The sequence below is a fragment of the Leisingera aquaemixtae genome (assembly GCF_019801145.1).
Classification (GTDB): Bacteria; Pseudomonadota; Alphaproteobacteria; order Rhodobacterales; family Rhodobacteraceae; genus Leisingera; species Leisingera aquaemixtae_A.
Map to the genome: position 1 here is coordinate 17,328 of NZ_JAHVJQ010000014.1, position 15,120 is coordinate 32,447.

At 62.4% G+C, this 15,120-nt stretch carries 13 protein-coding genes; 5 read left to right on the plus strand and 8 right to left on the minus strand.

Annotation, left to right across the window (positions count from 1 at the left end):
• Positions 1 to 60 precede the first annotated feature (60 nt).
• Entirely contained in the window at positions 61 to 879 is an 819-nt protein-coding gene (locus tag KUW17_RS21430; RefSeq protein WP_222482348.1) for a DeoR/GlpR family DNA-binding transcription regulator, read from the plus strand.
• A 90-nt stretch (positions 880 to 969) separates the two neighbouring features.
• On the opposite strand, the gene KUW17_RS21435 is transcribed toward KUW17_RS21430, so the two are convergent.
• The 5 genes from KUW17_RS21435 to KUW17_RS21455 form a co-directional block, all read right to left on the minus strand.
• Entirely contained in the window at positions 970 to 1,710 is a 741-nt protein-coding gene (locus KUW17_RS21435; protein WP_222482349.1) for an SDR family NAD(P)-dependent oxidoreductase, read from the minus strand.
• A 2-nt stretch (positions 1,711 to 1,712) separates the two neighbouring features.
• Positions 1,713 to 2,135: a hypothetical protein gene (locus KUW17_RS21440; protein ID WP_222482350.1), complete on the minus strand. Its 423-nt coding sequence runs from the start codon at positions 2,133 to 2,135 to the stop codon at positions 1,713 to 1,715.
• A gap of 91 nt (positions 2,136 to 2,226) precedes the next feature.
• The gene (locus tag KUW17_RS21445; protein WP_222482351.1) at positions 2,227 to 3,222 is read right to left on the minus strand and encodes an ornithine cyclodeaminase family protein; all 996 of its coding nucleotides are present in this window, start codon (positions 3,220 to 3,222) and stop codon (positions 2,227 to 2,229) included.
• On the minus strand, positions 3,219 to 4,085 hold the full coding sequence (locus tag KUW17_RS21450; protein ID WP_222482352.1) for a PhzF family phenazine biosynthesis protein: 867 nt from the start codon (positions 4,083 to 4,085) through the stop codon (positions 3,219 to 3,221). The genes KUW17_RS21445 and KUW17_RS21450 overlap by 4 nt, the downstream gene beginning before the upstream one ends.
• Before the next feature lie 100 nt (positions 4,086 to 4,185).
• Entirely contained in the window at positions 4,186 to 5,124 is a 939-nt protein-coding gene (locus KUW17_RS21455; RefSeq protein ID WP_222482353.1) for a LysR family transcriptional regulator, read from the minus strand.
• Between the two features lie 83 nt (positions 5,125 to 5,207).
• Between KUW17_RS21455 and KUW17_RS21460 the strand changes: the two genes are divergently transcribed.
• Genes KUW17_RS21460 through KUW17_RS21475 form a run of 4 tightly spaced genes read left to right on the plus strand, consistent with a single transcriptional unit; the run spans position 5,208 to position 7,937 of the window.
• Positions 5,208 to 6,248, plus strand: a complete 1,041-nt coding sequence (locus KUW17_RS21460; protein ID WP_222482354.1) for a PhzF family phenazine biosynthesis protein — start codon at positions 5,208 to 5,210, stop codon at positions 6,246 to 6,248.
• Entirely contained in the window at positions 6,241 to 6,849 is a 609-nt protein-coding gene (locus tag KUW17_RS21465) for a glutathione S-transferase family protein (RefSeq protein WP_222482355.1), read from the plus strand. Before KUW17_RS21460 ends, KUW17_RS21465 begins: the two co-directional genes overlap by 8 nt.
• Positions 6,850 to 6,869: 20 nt before the next feature.
• Entirely contained in the window at positions 6,870 to 7,463 is a 594-nt protein-coding gene (locus tag KUW17_RS21470; protein ID WP_222482356.1) for a hypothetical protein, read from the plus strand.
• A 51-nt stretch (positions 7,464 to 7,514) separates the two neighbouring features.
• Positions 7,515 to 7,937 (plus strand): nuclear transport factor 2 family protein, encoded by a 423-nt coding sequence (locus KUW17_RS21475; RefSeq protein WP_222482357.1) that lies wholly within the window; start codon positions 7,515 to 7,517, stop codon positions 7,935 to 7,937.
• A gap of 272 nt (positions 7,938 to 8,209) precedes the next feature.
• Here the strand turns inward: KUW17_RS21475 and KUW17_RS21480 are convergent, their stop codons facing one another.
• From KUW17_RS21480 to tcuA, 3 genes are all read right to left on the minus strand, one after another.
• Positions 8,210 to 8,989, minus strand: a complete 780-nt coding sequence (locus tag KUW17_RS21480) for a DUF2189 domain-containing protein (protein ID WP_222482358.1) — start codon at positions 8,987 to 8,989, stop codon at positions 8,210 to 8,212.
• A gap of 431 nt (positions 8,990 to 9,420) precedes the next feature.
• Complete coding sequence (locus KUW17_RS21485; protein ID WP_222482359.1) at positions 9,421 to 12,840, minus strand: Calx-beta domain-containing protein; 3,420 nt, start codon at positions 12,838 to 12,840, stop codon at positions 9,421 to 9,423.
• Positions 12,841 to 13,642: 802 nt separating this feature from the next.
• Complete coding sequence (gene tcuA, locus KUW17_RS21490) at positions 13,643 to 15,118, minus strand: FAD-dependent tricarballylate dehydrogenase TcuA (protein WP_222482360.1); 1,476 nt, start codon at positions 15,116 to 15,118, stop codon at positions 13,643 to 13,645.
• Positions 15,119 to 15,120 lie beyond the last annotated feature (2 nt).

Here is a 15,120-nt window from a genome sequence, read left to right on the forward strand (position 1 = left end):
ATATGTGGCTTTTCTGAATACACCTGTAGTGAAACCCCAACAGCGCCCCGAATGCCCAAGATGAACCAGAAATCAACCAATCAGCGTGAAGAAGAGATCCTGCGCGAGCTTCACCGCGCTGGCGGCTCCTGCCGCGTCAGCGTGCTTGCTGAACGGCTGAACGTGTCCAACGAAACCATCCGGCGCAACGTCAAGACGCTGGAAGAGCGCAATATCGTGCGCAAGGTGCATGGCGGGGTGCATCTGAACGAAGATGTCATCGAACCGCCGTTTGAGAACCGTCTCGGCGCGCAGGCCGATGTGAAAACTGAATTGGCCCAGGCCGTGGCGCAGACGATCAGCGACGGGGATTCCGTGTTCCTGGATATCGGCTCGACAACCGCCTATGTCGCGCTGGCGCTCAGAAACCACAGCAACCTGTTTGTCGTCACCAACTCGGTTTTCGTGGCCCAGACGCTGGCCATGCGCAACAACAACCGGGTTTTCCTGGCGGGCGGCGAATTGCGCGCCCATGACGGCGGCGCTTTCGGCGCAGAGGCGCTGGACCTGGTGCGGCGCCTCAATGTTCAACTGGCGGTGTTCTCGGTCGGCGCGGTGAACAGCGAGCTGGGCTTCATGCTGCACGATCTCGAAGAAGCCAATATCGCGCGCATCGCCGCCGAAAACGCGCAGGTCTGCATCGTCGTGGCGGACAGCGGAAAATTCAACAAACGCGCGCCAGTCTCGCTCGACAAGATGTCCGCGATCGACGTGTTCTTCACCGACAGCCCCCCGCCGGACGGCATCAGGGCCATGCTGGAGAAGCATGAGATCGAAACCGTGGTCGTCACAGGCGAAGACCGCCTGGCTGGCAAGGCAGAGACGCCGACAAGCAGCTAACGGCGCCCCCTTCCCGGCGGCAGCAGGGAGTACTTCTGGCAGTATGCAGTTGACCAGGTTGAGCGCGCCTCTAGGGCCGCGCAGAGAGGATCACCACTTTTCCGCAAAGGGGCGGATTGTGGTTTCGAATGACCAGGTGGTCCGGTGCTGGTGAGTGAGGTGATATATCTCCTCGGCGATGCCGCCCGGATGGGCAAAAAAGTCCTCCCGCGCATGCGGCCAGTCTGCTGGCGGCACCAGCCAGCTGGGGCGTTCAGCGTCGCTGGCGCCCAGCCAGGTCACGTCGATAGCGGCATCCACCGACAGGTAGCAGACGTGAATGCCCTCCGGACCCAGATCCCGCGCCAGCGCCTCGCACAGATTGCGCTGCGCCGCCTTGGTCGGGGCAAACAGCGCATAATTCGGCACCCCGCGGTGCGACGCCGTATTGCCGGTGGCGAGGATCGCGCCGCCGCCGCTGGCTGCCATCTTGTCCGCAAAGAAGCGGGCAAAGACCAGCAGGGCGGTGGTATTGACCCGGAAGTTCCGTTCGATCTCCAGCGGATCCAGTTCGCGGAACCGGCCAAAACTATGCGACACTGCATTATATACCAGCACCCGCGGCACGCCCATTTCCGCCTCGATGCCGGCCAGGCAGCTTTCGAAGGCCTTCAGGTCAGAGAGATCGCAGGCATAGGCCTGCGCACCGCGGTTCTGGTCCGCCAGCGCTTGCAGGCGTTCCGCGTTGCGGGCGATCATAGCCACCCGGTAGCCTTGCGAGATGAACTTGCGCACCGTGGCGCTGCCGGTGGCATCGCCGACGCCGGTGATGATGCAAAGAGGCCCGGCCATGGTCAGGCCCGCTGCTTCTTGCGGATTTCGGTATAGGGCGCACCGTATTTACCGTTCTCTTCCCCGGCGGTGATGACGGTCATGATCGCGGGATCATACTCATAGGTCCGGATCCACTGGCGGTCGCCCTTTTCCATCAGCATGTGAGAATGGGTCGAGCGCGCACGGCGTGTGTATTCCACCTCCACCATCCGGCATGACTGGCCGCCAAAGCCATAAGAATATTTATCGGCGCCGGGCTGCACAAAGCGGGCATGATACAGTTTCCAGTACTGGCCATCGTGTTTGTAGATGGCGAAGGTCATCTCGTGGGTGTCGTACTGCCAGTGCCAGGTACTGTCCTGGTAGATCTTTTCCCAATCTGCCAGCAGGCTGCCGTCCCGGAACGAATGGCCTTCGATTTTCCAGCCCAGAGTGTCGGTCATTTTCGTGTCTCCTTAATTTTTCACATCGGTCATTATGAAAAGGCGGAAGCAGGTCCCGCTCGCCGCAGCGGGTTCTTCAAGGCCGCCGCTTTTATCCGGTCTTTTGAGCGGGTGCGGAGTGTGTCCGGGGTGTTTCCCAGTTGAATAAGGTTGAAACCGCAGCAAGGTCCTGCACGCCCAGCCCGGTCAGGCTGCAAACGATGACTTGGCGTTCGCTGTTGCGCAGCCGGTCATTGCTGGCCCAGGCAGCGCCCAATTCCTGCATCCCAAGTTCTGCCTCCGCCAGGCCAGAAGACAGGGCGCGGGCTGCGTTGCCATAGGCGCGGGCCTGTCCGAGGCTGTCGGTAAAGACCTTGTCGGCCCGGGAGAGGAGCCCCGGGGGCAGCTCGCACTTGATTTCGTCATCGCCCCCGACGCTGATCACTGTCTGTCCGGGCTTTACATCTTCGGCATGGAACAATGGCGCTCTGGCGGCCGTGGCGGCCACTACAAGGCCGGCGCCCCGCATTGCCTCTGAAGGGGTGCCTTCAACGGAGACCCGGCTTGCCGGAAGCTCAGCCTGCAGGGCGGCTGCCAGCGATTTGGCTGCCTCAGGCCTGCGGGCCCAGATGCGGAGGCTGCGGATCTCCCGCAACTGTGCCAGTGCCTGGACCTGATGGCGTGCCTGCGTTCCGGCGCCCAGCAGCGCCGCATCCACTGCCCCGGCGGACAGGCAGCTGTGTCCGGCCAAAGCGCCGGCGGCGCCGGTCCTGTAGTCGGAAATCAAATGGCCGTCGCGAAGCAGCGCAAGCGGCTGGCAGGTCCTGGAATCGCAGACCAGGATCAGCCCGCTATGGCCGTTGCCGGTATCTGCTTTCAGGCGTTCCGACCAGCCCGCGAGCTTGACGGTGAAAATGGGGGCGCCAGGCAGAACCGCGCTTTTGATATGCACATCGGCGCCCGACGCCGGGAACAGCACCTGAGCCGCCGACGTTGCCTTTCCAGCGCTGTAGGCGATCATCGCCTGACGCACCGGTGACAGCAGTGCCGTGTGGGACAGCTGGGCAGAGATTTCTTCGCGAGTGATATGGCGAAGGACGGGGGTCATGGCAGCACCTCGAACCGGCCGGTGCCAAGGATCGAGACCTGGCCGCCGGCATGGATGGCTGTGATCCCGTCCGGTCCGCTGTCCACCCGCACCGAAATCCGGCTAGGGCGGCCTGCATGCTGCCCCTGCTTAAGTTCCAGTCCGCTTGCCGCGTTCAGCAGCCCGTGTTTGTGAGCATAAGCGCCGATGACACCCGCGGCACTGCCTGTTGCGATGTCTTCGATCCGTCCGTCGTTTGTCCAGTGGCGCCCCTCGTTCCGATGAACATCGTACAGATAGGCAAACTGGGCGCCCACATCCGCCAGCCGATGCTCCAGATCCGGGACCCGGATGGCCGCCCTGTCCAGGCCCTGGTGAACCGGCACCACCAGATAGCGTAGCCCTGTGGAAATGACTTCCATCGGCAGACCCGGGGCCAGATCTTCAGGCGCCAGCGAGAAACAGCTGGCAAGCTCCCGGGCGGCGGGGCCGTTCAAATCTGCCAGATACAACGGCTGTCCCTGATCCATCTGCACGTCAAACCCGGCTTCGCGCCGGCCGGATCGCAGGCTGACCCGCCTTTCTCCCAGGGCAAAGACAGCCTCAGCCGTCTCTGCGGGGCGCTCCAGATGATGCAGCACGGCCACGGCGCCCAGCAGCGGATGGCCGGCAAAGGGCAGCTCTTCCTCCAGGTCAAAAACCCGCAGCGGCCGGCTGCCGTCCGGCAGAGCAGGACCGGTCAGAAAGGCGGACTCGAAGTGCTTGAGCTCCCGGGTCAGCTGCAGCATCTGGCGGCCGTTCAGCGCCCTCGCATCAGGGAAAACCGCCAGGCTGTTGCCGGTGAACGGGCCATCCGAGAAGACATCGCAAAGGACATAGTGCATGCCGCACCCCCGCTGAACTGAGCATCTGCCTGCTGGCTAGCTCAGAAACAGGGAGCGGGGCGAACCATATGTACATGAGCCCGCCTCATGAATATGGGGATCAGGCCGTGCTGAAGAGCTCCGTTTGCTGCACTCTCACTGCTGAAATCTCCTCATGAACCCACTGCCGCAGCGCCTGATAGCCATCGGTGGCCGCGTTGGCCGGCGTGGTGACCAGCCAGTAGCGGGCACGGGATTTCACCGGCTTGCCAACGGCTTCCAGGAACCCGGCCTCAAGATCGTTTTCCACCAGCAGGCTGCGGCCCAGCGCAACCCCCATGCCGCCGATGGCGGCCTGAATGGCAAGATCGGCGCGGGCAAAGGCATTGATCGAGCGTTCGAACTCAATCGCCCAGCCGCGGCCGCCAAAATACTCCTGCCAGCTAAACCCGGTGCCGTCGCTTTCGCCGAAACGGTCCACCAGCAGCCGGGCGCCGGGTTGGCGGCAATAGTCCTGCAGCGGCACCGGCCCCAGGTATCCAGGCCGGCTGACAGGCAGCAAAACCGCTTGCAGCAGTGGCTCGGAATGCAGCCCGGGATAAGGGCCCAGCCCATAGCGGATTGCGGCTTTGGCCTCGCCTGCGTGCAGATCGACCAGCCGGTCATCCACGTCGACCAGAAGATCCAGCCCGCTGTCCTGCGCGCGCTGCAGGGCGGGCACAACCCATTTCATCGCCACCGAAGAAGACACCGACAGGCGCAGGCTGCGGCTGGTCTTGAGGTCGTGCAGCCGGGTGAGGGCGGCGCGCCAGGCGCTGCCGCTGTGCTGCGCGGCGTCACACAGGATACGGCCGGCGTCGGTCGGCGTGATCCGGCGGGTTGTGCGGTCAAACAGTGGCAGCCCGATCGCTTCCTCTAGCGCCTTGATCCTGTGGCTGACTGCCGACTGTTCAATACCGAGGCGTTCCGCGGCGCGGGTAAAGTTCTGCTCTTCGGCTATTGCCTCCAGCAAGGGTGAGCTCTGGATCAGCTTTGGCAGCAGGCTGTCGGTCTGTTTCATGAACCTGGATCATAGTTATATCAATGTATTCCTGGCAAGGGATGGATCATGCTGACGGCAATTCATGAAAAGGAACTGAAAGCATGACCCGCAACGCCACCACCGTCACCGCCCGTATCGTCAATGGATTTGTCACCCTTCAAGACAATGGCGACCCTGAGCTTTTGAAAGCTGGGCGCGATGGGTTGAGTGACGAGGATCTGGCGCGGCTTGGCACCGGCGCGGCCGGCCGTCCGCAGGCCATTGGTGGCAATCCTGCTGGCGTTGTGCTGGATGCGGACGGTCTGAGCGACGCGCAAATGCTTGAAATTGCGCAGAAGGTCGGCCTGTCCGAAACCGCCTTTGTCTCCCGCTCCGAAACCGAAGGGTTCAAGCTGGATTTCTTTACCCCGGCGCGGCGCATCGCCCATTGCGGCCACGCAACCATTGCCACATTCAGCTATCTCGCCGAGCTCGGCCGGGTGGGCGAAGGCGCGACCTCGAAAGAGACCGTGGATGGCCCGCGCAAGATCATCATCCGCGACGGTGCCGCCTATATGGAACAGCTGGCGCCGCGCTACGAAGACCCGTCGGACTGGGCAGACCGCGGTGTTCAGGAGCAGGACGTGCTGGCTGCCCTCGGGCTGGCGCCGGAAGATCTGGATCCGCGCTTTGCGCCGAAGCTTGCAAACACCGGCAACAGCTTTGTTCTGGTTGCGGTCAAGGATGCCGCTGCGCTGAGAGCCGTCAAACCGGAACTGTCCCGGATCGACGCAATCAGCGAGGCGCTGGATCTGATCGGCTTCTATGTCTTCACGACGGATCCCGAAGCTACATCGGCCGATGCAACCGCCCGTATGTTCGCGCCGCGCTACGGCATCAGCGAGGAATCGGCCACCGGCATGGCGGCCGGACCGCTGGCCTGCGCGTTGTATGACCACCTCGGCGTGCGCAGGCCAAAGCTGCTGATCGAGCAGGGCCACTTCATGGAGCCCGCTTCGCCCAGCGAGATCACGGTTGAGCTGAATCTCGACGCAGGCCGGATCACCGGGCTGATGGCCGGCGGCTACGGCGCGGTTATGAAGGAGCTGCAGATCAGGCTGGATCACAGCCCGGCACCGGCTGCGGGAGAGAGCAATGATTGATCTCTACGGCTGGACCACCGGCAACACCTACAGGGTGCTGATCGCTCTGGAGGAGACCGGGCTGCCTTACCGGACCGTGCCTGTGAACCTTCGCGAGCGGGATCAGGACAGGCCGGGGTTCCTTGCCCTCAACCCGATGGGTCAGGTGCCGCTGATCATCGACAGCGAAGGCCCTTGCGGCGCCCAGATCACCCTGAGCCAATCCATGGCGATCCTACTGTATCTGGCCGAAAAGTCCGGCCAGTTGCTGCCAGCCGCCCGGGCGGACCGCGCCCATGCGCTGGAAACCCTGAGCCTGGTGATGACCGACCTAGTGGCACCCGTCAATTTTGGCCTCAGCTTGGAGCGCGAAGAGGGCAGCAGCTCTGCCCTGGCCTTTGGCGAGGCGCGGGCAATGCGCGCGCTTGCTGCCATCGAGCAGCGGCTTGACACCAGCAGCTTCCTTGGCGGCGGCAGCTTCGGGGCGGCAGACTGTGCCGCCTTTCCCATGATCCATCTGCTTGGCACCGGCCGTCTGAAGGACTTGCCGGCCACCCGGCGCTGGCACCGCGAGGCGCAGGAGCGCGCAGCGGTGCAGCGCGCGCTTGCAGCCGTTTTCTAACCTGATGAAAGGAGTTTAACATGTGTGGCAATGATCAGAACTTCGACGCCTATGCCTTTTCCAAACAGCCCGGCTTTGACGAAGCGGCGGTGCGCAAGGAATTCGCCAAGGCGGTGCCGCTGAAAACCGTGGTCGTCTATTGCTATGACCCGCGCATCGCCCAGGTGCCGCGGCTGGTGGCCGAAGAATTCGGCCAGACCCACCCCGGGGACATCGTCACCGACGATAGCGGCAACAAGATCGCCTCAACGACAAATGTGTTCGAAGTTTGCGTGGCCGGCGGCCGGGCCTATGACGCCCTGCGCTCCGTCACGGTGGCGCAGCATCTGTTCGGGGTCGAGAACATCGTCATCGTTCACCACACCCATTGCGGCGCCACCTCATTCACAAAACAGGGGATCATTGACGCCTACAGGCAGGAGCACGATGCCGATATCGCACCGCTGTATCCCGCGGAGAGCATTTGCATCAGCGACTACACAGACTCACTCGAACATGACGTCCAGCTGATGCGCGGCTCCGCCGGAACACCCAAGCATGCCAATATCTACGGCTATATGTACGACATCGACAAAGAAAAGCTGGTCAAGGTAACGCAGTCACTGGCCGCGTGACCAGTCGGGCCGGCGGCGGTGCCGTCGGCCTGCAGCAGTACGTCTAGGATCGTGCGCCAGCCACTCGCAAAAATGGAGGCCGGCATGAGAGAACAGGATGTTGAAGACTGGCTTAGGGCCTATGGAACTGCCTGGACCGATGGCGATCCGGACAAGGCGGCCGCCCTGTTCACGGTCGCAGCAGAATACCATGAGACCCCGTTCAGCGATCCGCTGACAGGCCGCGATCAGATCAGACAGTACTGGCAAGAAGGTGCGGCAGACGCACAGGAAGACGTCCGGTTTTCAGCCCAGGTCTGGTCTGTTGCAGGGAACACTGCAATTGCAGGCTGGCAAGCCGCATTCAAGCGCAAAGCCTCTGGGAGTTTTGTGGAACTGGACGGGGTTTTCCGGCTGGTCTTTTTCAGATCTCGGAACGGCGTGACCTGCAGCCGCCTGGCCGAGTGGTGGCACCGGAGACAAGACGAGAATTGATAGGCCGTGCGCTGGACATTCAGGCAGCAGTGCCTGCCAGTATCCGCAACGGCGTGCTGCGCCGCTGAGCCGCCCAACCAGCCCAAAATCCGCCAAAAGCTGTTTAAGCCAATGCCGGAGGATCGCAGTGCCAAGGATGTTGCAGGTTTAGGCACCTGGCAACAGCCCTTCGCGGACGGTCATCTAATCCCTTGCCGGTTCGATGTGCTGGCACAAAAAAGGCCAGGTTCGCCTTTCTGATTGCGCCGGCCAGGCACCGGCGCCCGTTCCACTCACCCAGCCGCTGGTACAACGCGGCGGTATAAATGCCATGTAGAATGCCCCAGCACCGGCAACGCAATCAAAAGCCCGGCAAAGACCGGAAGCATCGACACGAACAGCGCCGCCGCGATCAGTGCCGCCCACGTCATCATCGTATTCCGGTTTCGGCGCACCACCTCAAGGCTGGTGATCATTGCCGTCACAAAATCCACGTCCCGGTCAAGCAGCATCGGCAGGCTGACGACAGTGACTGAAAACAGCGCGAGTGCAATCATCGCGCCGACCAAAGTCCCGACCGCCAGCATAGCCGTCCCCTGCGCTGAAAGCAGCATACCGGCCGATTCCTGCCCGATCCCGGACTGTGCAAAGAAAATAGCGAAGATGCCGCGCGCAAGAACCATCCAGAAACCAAAGACAATCAGCACCGTCACGGCCATCGCCGAGAGCTGGCCATTGCCCCGGCCCCGCAGCGCCCCGAGCACTGCCGGCCAGCTTACGTCTAGACCTACTTCACGGCGCCGGCTGACCTCGTAAATCCCGATGGCTGCAAATGGCGCGAACAACGGAAAGCCGGCGGCTGCGGCAATGAACCAGACAAGCTGCCCGCTGGAGATCATTCCGAAGTAGAGCACTATCCCGCCCAGCATGTAGAAAAGGGCAAAGAACAGCCCGTAAAATGGCATGGTCTTGAAATCGGCCCAACCTGCCGCAATTGCCGCGCGCAGATCCTGCCACTTGAGGTCCGCGGCAACGTTAACCCCTGCGGGTCTTGTGGTTTCGGAATCGGTCATGACAAACCTCCTTTCACATCAGCATTCACTCCCTGAGGACTGGGACTTGAGACGCCCGAAAAGAATATAGCACGATGCACGCGGTCGCTGAGAGAGGACGTCAGCCGATGGGGCCGTATTCCACCGGGCGGCAGCGATGGCCAAGGCAAGTGTCCGGTTTGAGCCGCCGTGCAAAAGGCGCTTGGCGGGCCGGCAATAACGCCTGCCGCTTGGCCGCAGCGAGATCACAGCCGCGGCTACCGGGCAGCAGCAATACTGCCGAAGCAATCCGCCGCTCGCCGTCCTGAAACGGACATCTGCTCCTCGATCTGCATAGCGAAAGGAAACTTCTAACGAGCTAACGGGCGGATACCCCACCCTGGAGGCATCTGGCTCAATTTCGGCACCGGGCGCTGCAACCAAAGCTGCTCCAGCCGTTACTTGCAGCGCACTCACAGCAAGAGATCATTCACTCCGAAAACAGCCAAACCATCAAGGTCAATTGCCATCTCGGCATCCAGGTCACTGTCCAGATTGATTTCCAGAAGCGAGCGGGCCGTGTCGTACCTTACTTCTGCAGCGTCTGTGAATTCCTGGTCCCGGCCTATCCATGAAAGGGCTTGGACACCTGCCGTTTCCTGATCGCCGTCAATCCCGCTGAGATTGACCTTGTCGCCTTGCTGGCGGCTGAAATCGGTGATGGTGTCCCGCCTGTTTGCTCCCGGGCCGGAATCCCCGATGTTGAAAACAAACTCATCCGCGCCGCCCCCGCCTGTCAGCATGTCCGCTGCCGGGCCGCCGATCAGGCTGTCTCCGCCCTTGCCGCCAAGCAGAACATCCTTTCCGCCGCGCCCCAGCAAAGTGTCGCCGCCCTTGCCGCCAGCCAGCCGGTCGCCGCCGCTGCCGCCGTCCAGCCGGTCAGCCCCGCCAAGGCCGCTGAGCGTGTCAGCACCGCCCAGCCCAAAGATGCCTTCCGGCCCGCCGGTGCCCCTGAGGTTGTCGTTCTGCCCCGTGCCCCTGATGTCATCGTCCAGGATCTGCGTCTTGGCCCTGAGCACGCTGCTGGCCGCATTCAGCTCGGCCGGGAAACTGCCCGGCCTCAGCAGCAGGGAGAACGCCTCGGTCCCTTCGGCACGGTAGTCCGGCAACAGCCCGACATTGACCGCAGCTTTGGTTTGGCCCGGTGCAAAAGTCAGAACCCCCTTGGTTTCCACATAGTCCTGACCGGCCGTAGCGGAATTGTCCCTGGTGGCGTAGCGGATTGTCTGTGTCTCGCTGAATGGGTCTGACAAGGCGATTTCAAATACCGCGAACCGGCCGCCGCCCGGGGGTTCCTCGGCCTGGGTTGCAGTCACCTGAATGGTGCGGTCAAGGTTGACGCCGTCGTCGTCAAGGATGAATGCCGAACTGCGCAGCACCTTGCCTCCGCCCGCAAATTCCGCACCGGAAAGGCCGGACAATTTGATACCGAAGCTCTCGTCGCTTTCGATGTCATTGTCATGCCGGACCCGCACCTCAACGGTTTTCGAGGTTTCGCCGGGGGCAAAGACAAGAGTGTCGGAGAAGGCCGGGTAATCGATCCCTTCGGTGGCCGATCCTGCTACCGAGCTGTAGTCCACTTCAACCGCGTCTGCGGCGGGCTTCGAAAGGGTAAGGGTGAACACCACCGTGCCGCCAAAGCCGGCTCCGATGCTTTCAACCGCATCAGCCGCGGAGACGGACAGCACCGGCCGCTTGCCGGCGCCATCGTCGTCGAGGATGGTTGCGGTGCCCACCAGCCCTTCGGCGGTGCTGCCGAGATCGCTGGTTGGGGTCACCGCAAGATGGAAAAATTCGGACGGTTCGACCGTTCTGTCACCGGTCAGCTCTACTTCGACCACTGCTTTGGTCTGACCGGGAGCAAAGCGCAGCTTGCCGCTTTGCGCGGTATAGTCATCACCAGCAACGGCGCTGCCGTCCTGCGTCGTGTAGTCGAACTCCAGCAAGCTGGCGGCCGGATCAGAGAGCTGCACTTCGAACAGCGCACTGCGGGCGCCGCCGTTGCCTTCCACAATCACCGGCGAAGACACCATAAGGGCGCGGTCCAGGTTGGCGCCATCATCGTCCAGAATAAAGGCATCCGCGCGCAGAACTTTGGATTTGCCCGCGAAGATACCTCCGGCCGGGTCGAACAGCTCGATGCCAAAATTCTCGTCGGTTTCAGTAACGGTGTCATGCCTGACCCGCACCTCGACCGTTTTCGAGGTTTCGCCGGGGGCAAAAACCACCGTTCCGTCAAACCCGGGATAATCGATATCCTCATCCGCGGATCCGGCCCGCGAGCGGTAATTCACTTCAACGGTGTCCGCCGAAGGTTTTGACAGGGTGATGGTGAACACCACAATGCCGCCGAAGCCTGCTCCGATGCTTTCCACCGCATTTGCGGCCGCCAGCGAGATCACCGGCTTGGCGCTGCCGTCGTCGTCAAGGATCGTTGCCGTTCCCGTCAGCCCCCTGGCCGAAGCGCCTAACCCGGCGCCTGGGGTGATTGACAGGTGGAAGAACTCGCTGAGCTCCACCGCCGTGTCGCCGGTCAGTTCGACTTCGACCACGGCCTTGGTCTGACCGGGGGCAAACCGCAGGGTTCCGCTTTGCGCCGCATAATCCTCACCCGCTTTGGCGCTGCCGTCCCGGGTCGCATACTCGTATTCCAGCTGCGTTGGCGAGGCTTCGGAAATCTGCACCTCGAACAGCGCGCTGCGGGCGCCGCCGTTGCCTTCGACAATCATGGGGGATGAAACCGTCAGCGCGCGGTCAACGCCTGCACCGTCATCATCGAGGATGAAGGCAGAGGCACGCAGCACCTTGGCCTTTCCGGCAAAGCTGGCACCGCTGGGATCGAACAGCTCAATGCCGAAATCCTCATCCGTCTCATCCGCGGTGTCGTGGCGGACCCGGACCTCGACTTTCTGCACGGTTTCACCCGGGGCGAAGGTCACCGTGCCGTCAAAGGCGGGAAAATCTATGTCCTCATCCGCAGAACCCGCCAGCGACCGGTAGTTCACGGTGACTGCATCTGCGGCGGGGCGCGAAAGCATCAGCGTAAAGACGACAATACCGCCAAACCCCGCGCCGATGCTCTCAACCGCATCGGCCGAAACCAGGGACAGGAGCGGCTGACCGCCGCCGCCGTCATTGTCCAGGATGGTGGCGGTCCCTGCGAGCCCCTCAGCCGTTCCGCCGAGACTGGCGTCAGGGCTGACAATCAGGTGGAAGAACTCAGAAGGCTCTACCGCCTTGTCACCGTTCAGATCGACCCTGACCGTTTTTTCGGTCTGGCCCGGCTGGAATGTCACGCTGCCCGACTTTGCAGTGTAATCTTCACCTGCCGTGGCGCTGCCGTCCTCGGTCCGGTAGTCAAGCGTGATGCTGGAAGCCGATGCCTCGGACAGGCGGATTGTGAATTCGGCTTTCTGGGTTCCTCCGTTGGCTTCTACGATCACCGGAGAAGACACAAAGACAGCACGGTCCAGGCCCGCGCCGTCGTCATCCAGCACAAAGGCGGTCTGCCGCAGCACCGCTGCGCGTCCCGGGAAGGACGCCCCGCTTGGGTTGAACAGCTCCAGGACAAACCCCTCGTCGGTCTCATCAAGCGTGTCGTGACGGACGCGGAATTCGACCGTCTGGGTGTCCTCGCCCGGTGCAAACGTGATGGTCCCGGACTCCTCAGGATAGTCGATGTCTTCATTCGCGCTGCCGCCCATGGTGCGGTACTGGACCGTTACGGCGTCAGCCGGCACCTCGGACAGGGTTACCGTGAAAGTCACGAACCCGCCAAACCCGGCTCCCACGCTTTCGATTGCGTCTGCGGAAGTAATGCTGATCGTCGCCATAGTGTCCCCCTGTCGAACTGCAGCGCCTGCAAGGCGCGCGTCTAAGACCGCCGCAGGCGGGCCGCGGCAGCACAATGGCCGCCTCGCGGAATGCGCGGGCAGTCACAACACTCCCTTCGCCAGGGCGCAGGTCTGCGGGAGGAACAGGTGTTTTCCCTGGCGGGCGGACACGCCGGAGCCAGCTGCCGGAGCAGCAGGGGAAACGCAACTATTTGCTGACTGGAACCCCAAGGCATGCCTGCATCGCGCAGAGGCAGCCAGAGACCGGAACCATTACCATCCCCAAATACCCCACAAAACAGCAACACCAAACAAGGGAGATAGTCCGAAAATGATAAGGCCCTGCGGTTGATTGTGTCAACGATTGCCGCCGGGTGGTCGCGTACCTCCTTGCATGCGCCGAGTAGGTTCTTCTTGTCGCGGCGGAAAGTGCCGCCGCGGTCCAAGATCGGAGCTACGAAACTGCCGGAATCTTTGCAAAGGGTGCTTGGGCAAAGCGGAAACGCAAGGCATTCAGGGCGCGGTTGCGGCGGCGGCCCGGTCGGGTTTCAAGGCCTTCACAAAACCGCTGGGCCAGCCTGCCCTTCCAGATCCAGATGTTGAAAAGGCGCCCAGCGGCTCCCCAAGTGGACGCCACTTCTTGAAGCAAACGGCTACATTTGGACGGACGGCCTTGATCTGCAAAAAAGGGAAGGTGTGGCGGCTGGCTAATTTGACTTCGAGAAGCTGGAACCGCTGATCGACGAGCTCGATGCAAGAGTGAAGGCAAACATGGCCGGCGGTTTGAGGAAGCCAGCCTTCCCTATCCGCCAAAGGCATGCGCCCCCGCCAGCCGGCCGAAGACAGATCCGCTGATCAGGCCGGTCCCGCCTGGATAGTTGAAATAGAAGACCCCCCCGACCAGTTCCCCTGCCGCGAACAGGCCCGGGATCGGCGCAAGGTCATTGTCCAGGACCTGCGCGCTGTCCGGGTCGATCCTCAGGCCGCCGAAGGTGAAGGTGATGCCGCAACCCACCTGGTAGGCTTCGAACGGGCCTTCGGCGATGGTGTTCGCCCAATTGGATTTCGGCACGCTCAGCCCCCGGGTGCCTCGGCCGTCCTTGATATTCGGGTCAAACGGCGTGCTGGTGTCCACCGCTGCATTGTAGGTGCGGATTTCATCGAGAAAGCCTTGCGGGTCGACCCCCTCCAGCTTCTGCGCAAGCTCCTCCAGCGTCAGGGCCGTCACTTTGGTCACCCGTTTGATGCGGTATTCGTCTCGCAGCAGATGGGTGACTTTGGCATCGAAAACCTGCCAGGCGAACTGGTCCGGCTGGTTCAGGATCACCCGGCCGTACTTGGCATAGGTGTAGTTGCGGAAATCCGCGCCTTCATCCACAAACCGGCGCCCCATGGCGTTCACCATCACTCCCCAGGGGTAGGAATGCTTCTGGAAGCCGTCGCCCACATCCAGGTCGCCGAACTCCGGCGCGTTGTAGTCCCAGCCGACCGCGTGGCAGCCCGACCAGTTGCCATAGGTGGAGGCACCCGCCGCCATCGCCATCTTGATGCCTTCGCCGGTGTTGAAGCGGGAACCGCGCACCCGGGCCATCTCCCAGCCAGGGCCGAGGTAGCGGGTACGCATTTCCGGGCTGGCCTGAAAGCCGCCCGAGGCGATCACCACAGATCTTGCCCGCAGGTCCCGGAGTTCTCCCCTGTGGCGAATCTTGACACCGGTCACCGCATAACCGTCGGTCAAGATCTCCACTGCACGGGTTTCATAGCGGATCTCGACACCAGCCTCTTTGGCAATTCCGGTGTGTGCATCCACCAGGCCGGGGCCGCCGCCCCAGGCCTCAAGCGTCAGCCCGCCCCAGAATTTGAACCGGCCATCGACCTTGAACGCCTGCCGCCCGTAGATCGGCATGAAGCGGATGCCCTTGCCGCGCATCCAATGCATAGTTTCTCGCGAGGCGGTCACCAGCCGTTCGCATAAGTTGGGGTCGGTGCGGTAGCGGGTGACGCGGAACATGTCGTCAAAGAATTGCTCTTGCGTGTAGGTGCCAAAGTCGGTGATCGCGATCTGCTCTTCGCTCAGGTCGGGGCAGAGCGCGCGGATATCGTCCGCGCCATCATAGGCAAAGCGGATGGCGCCTGCGGTATAGCGGGAGTTGCCGCCGTTTTCCGCCTCGGGCGCGCATTCCAGCATCAGCACGCTTGCCCCCTTTTCCCGTGCGGCGTGGGCAGCGCAAAATGCCGCATTGCCGGCCCCGATAATGATCGTGTCCCAAGTGGTCATGG

What these genes read in the sequence shown, in the direction of transcription:
- KUW17_RS21445 (WP_222482351.1), bottom strand. Translation starts at nt 3,222, where the DNA reads ATGACCCCCGTCCTTCGCCATATCACTCGCGAAGAAATCTCTGCCCAG.
- KUW17_RS21450 (WP_222482352.1), bottom strand. Translation starts at nt 4,085, where the DNA reads ATGCACTATGTCCTTTGCGATGTCTTCTCGGATGGCCCGTTCACCGGC.
- KUW17_RS21480 (WP_222482358.1), bottom strand. Translation starts at nt 8,989, where the DNA reads ATGACCGATTCCGAAACCACAAGACCCGCAGGGGTTAACGTTGCCGCG.
- KUW17_RS21455 (WP_222482353.1), bottom strand. Translation starts at nt 5,124, where the DNA reads ATGAAACAGACCGACAGCCTGCTGCCAAAGCTGATCCAGAGCTCACCC.
- tcuA (WP_222482360.1), bottom strand. Translation starts at nt 15,118, where the DNA reads ATGACCACTTGGGACACGATCATTATCGGGGCCGGCAATGCGGCATTT.
- KUW17_RS21440 (WP_222482350.1), bottom strand. Translation starts at nt 2,135, where the DNA reads ATGACCGACACTCTGGGCTGGAAAATCGAAGGCCATTCGTTCCGGGAC.
- KUW17_RS21430 (WP_222482348.1), top strand. Translation starts at nt 61, where the DNA reads ATGAACCAGAAATCAACCAATCAGCGTGAAGAAGAGATCCTGCGCGAG.
- KUW17_RS21485 (WP_222482359.1), bottom strand. Translation starts at nt 12,840, where the DNA reads ATGGCGACGATCAGCATTACTTCCGCAGACGCAATCGAAAGCGTGGGA.
- KUW17_RS21470 (WP_222482356.1), top strand. Translation starts at nt 6,870, where the DNA reads ATGTGTGGCAATGATCAGAACTTCGACGCCTATGCCTTTTCCAAACAG.
- KUW17_RS21435 (WP_222482349.1), bottom strand. Translation starts at nt 1,710, where the DNA reads ATGGCCGGGCCTCTTTGCATCATCACCGGCGTCGGCGATGCCACCGGC.
- KUW17_RS21465 (WP_222482355.1), top strand. Translation starts at nt 6,241, where the DNA reads ATGATTGATCTCTACGGCTGGACCACCGGCAACACCTACAGGGTGCTG.
- KUW17_RS21460 (WP_222482354.1), top strand. Translation starts at nt 5,208, where the DNA reads ATGACCCGCAACGCCACCACCGTCACCGCCCGTATCGTCAATGGATTT.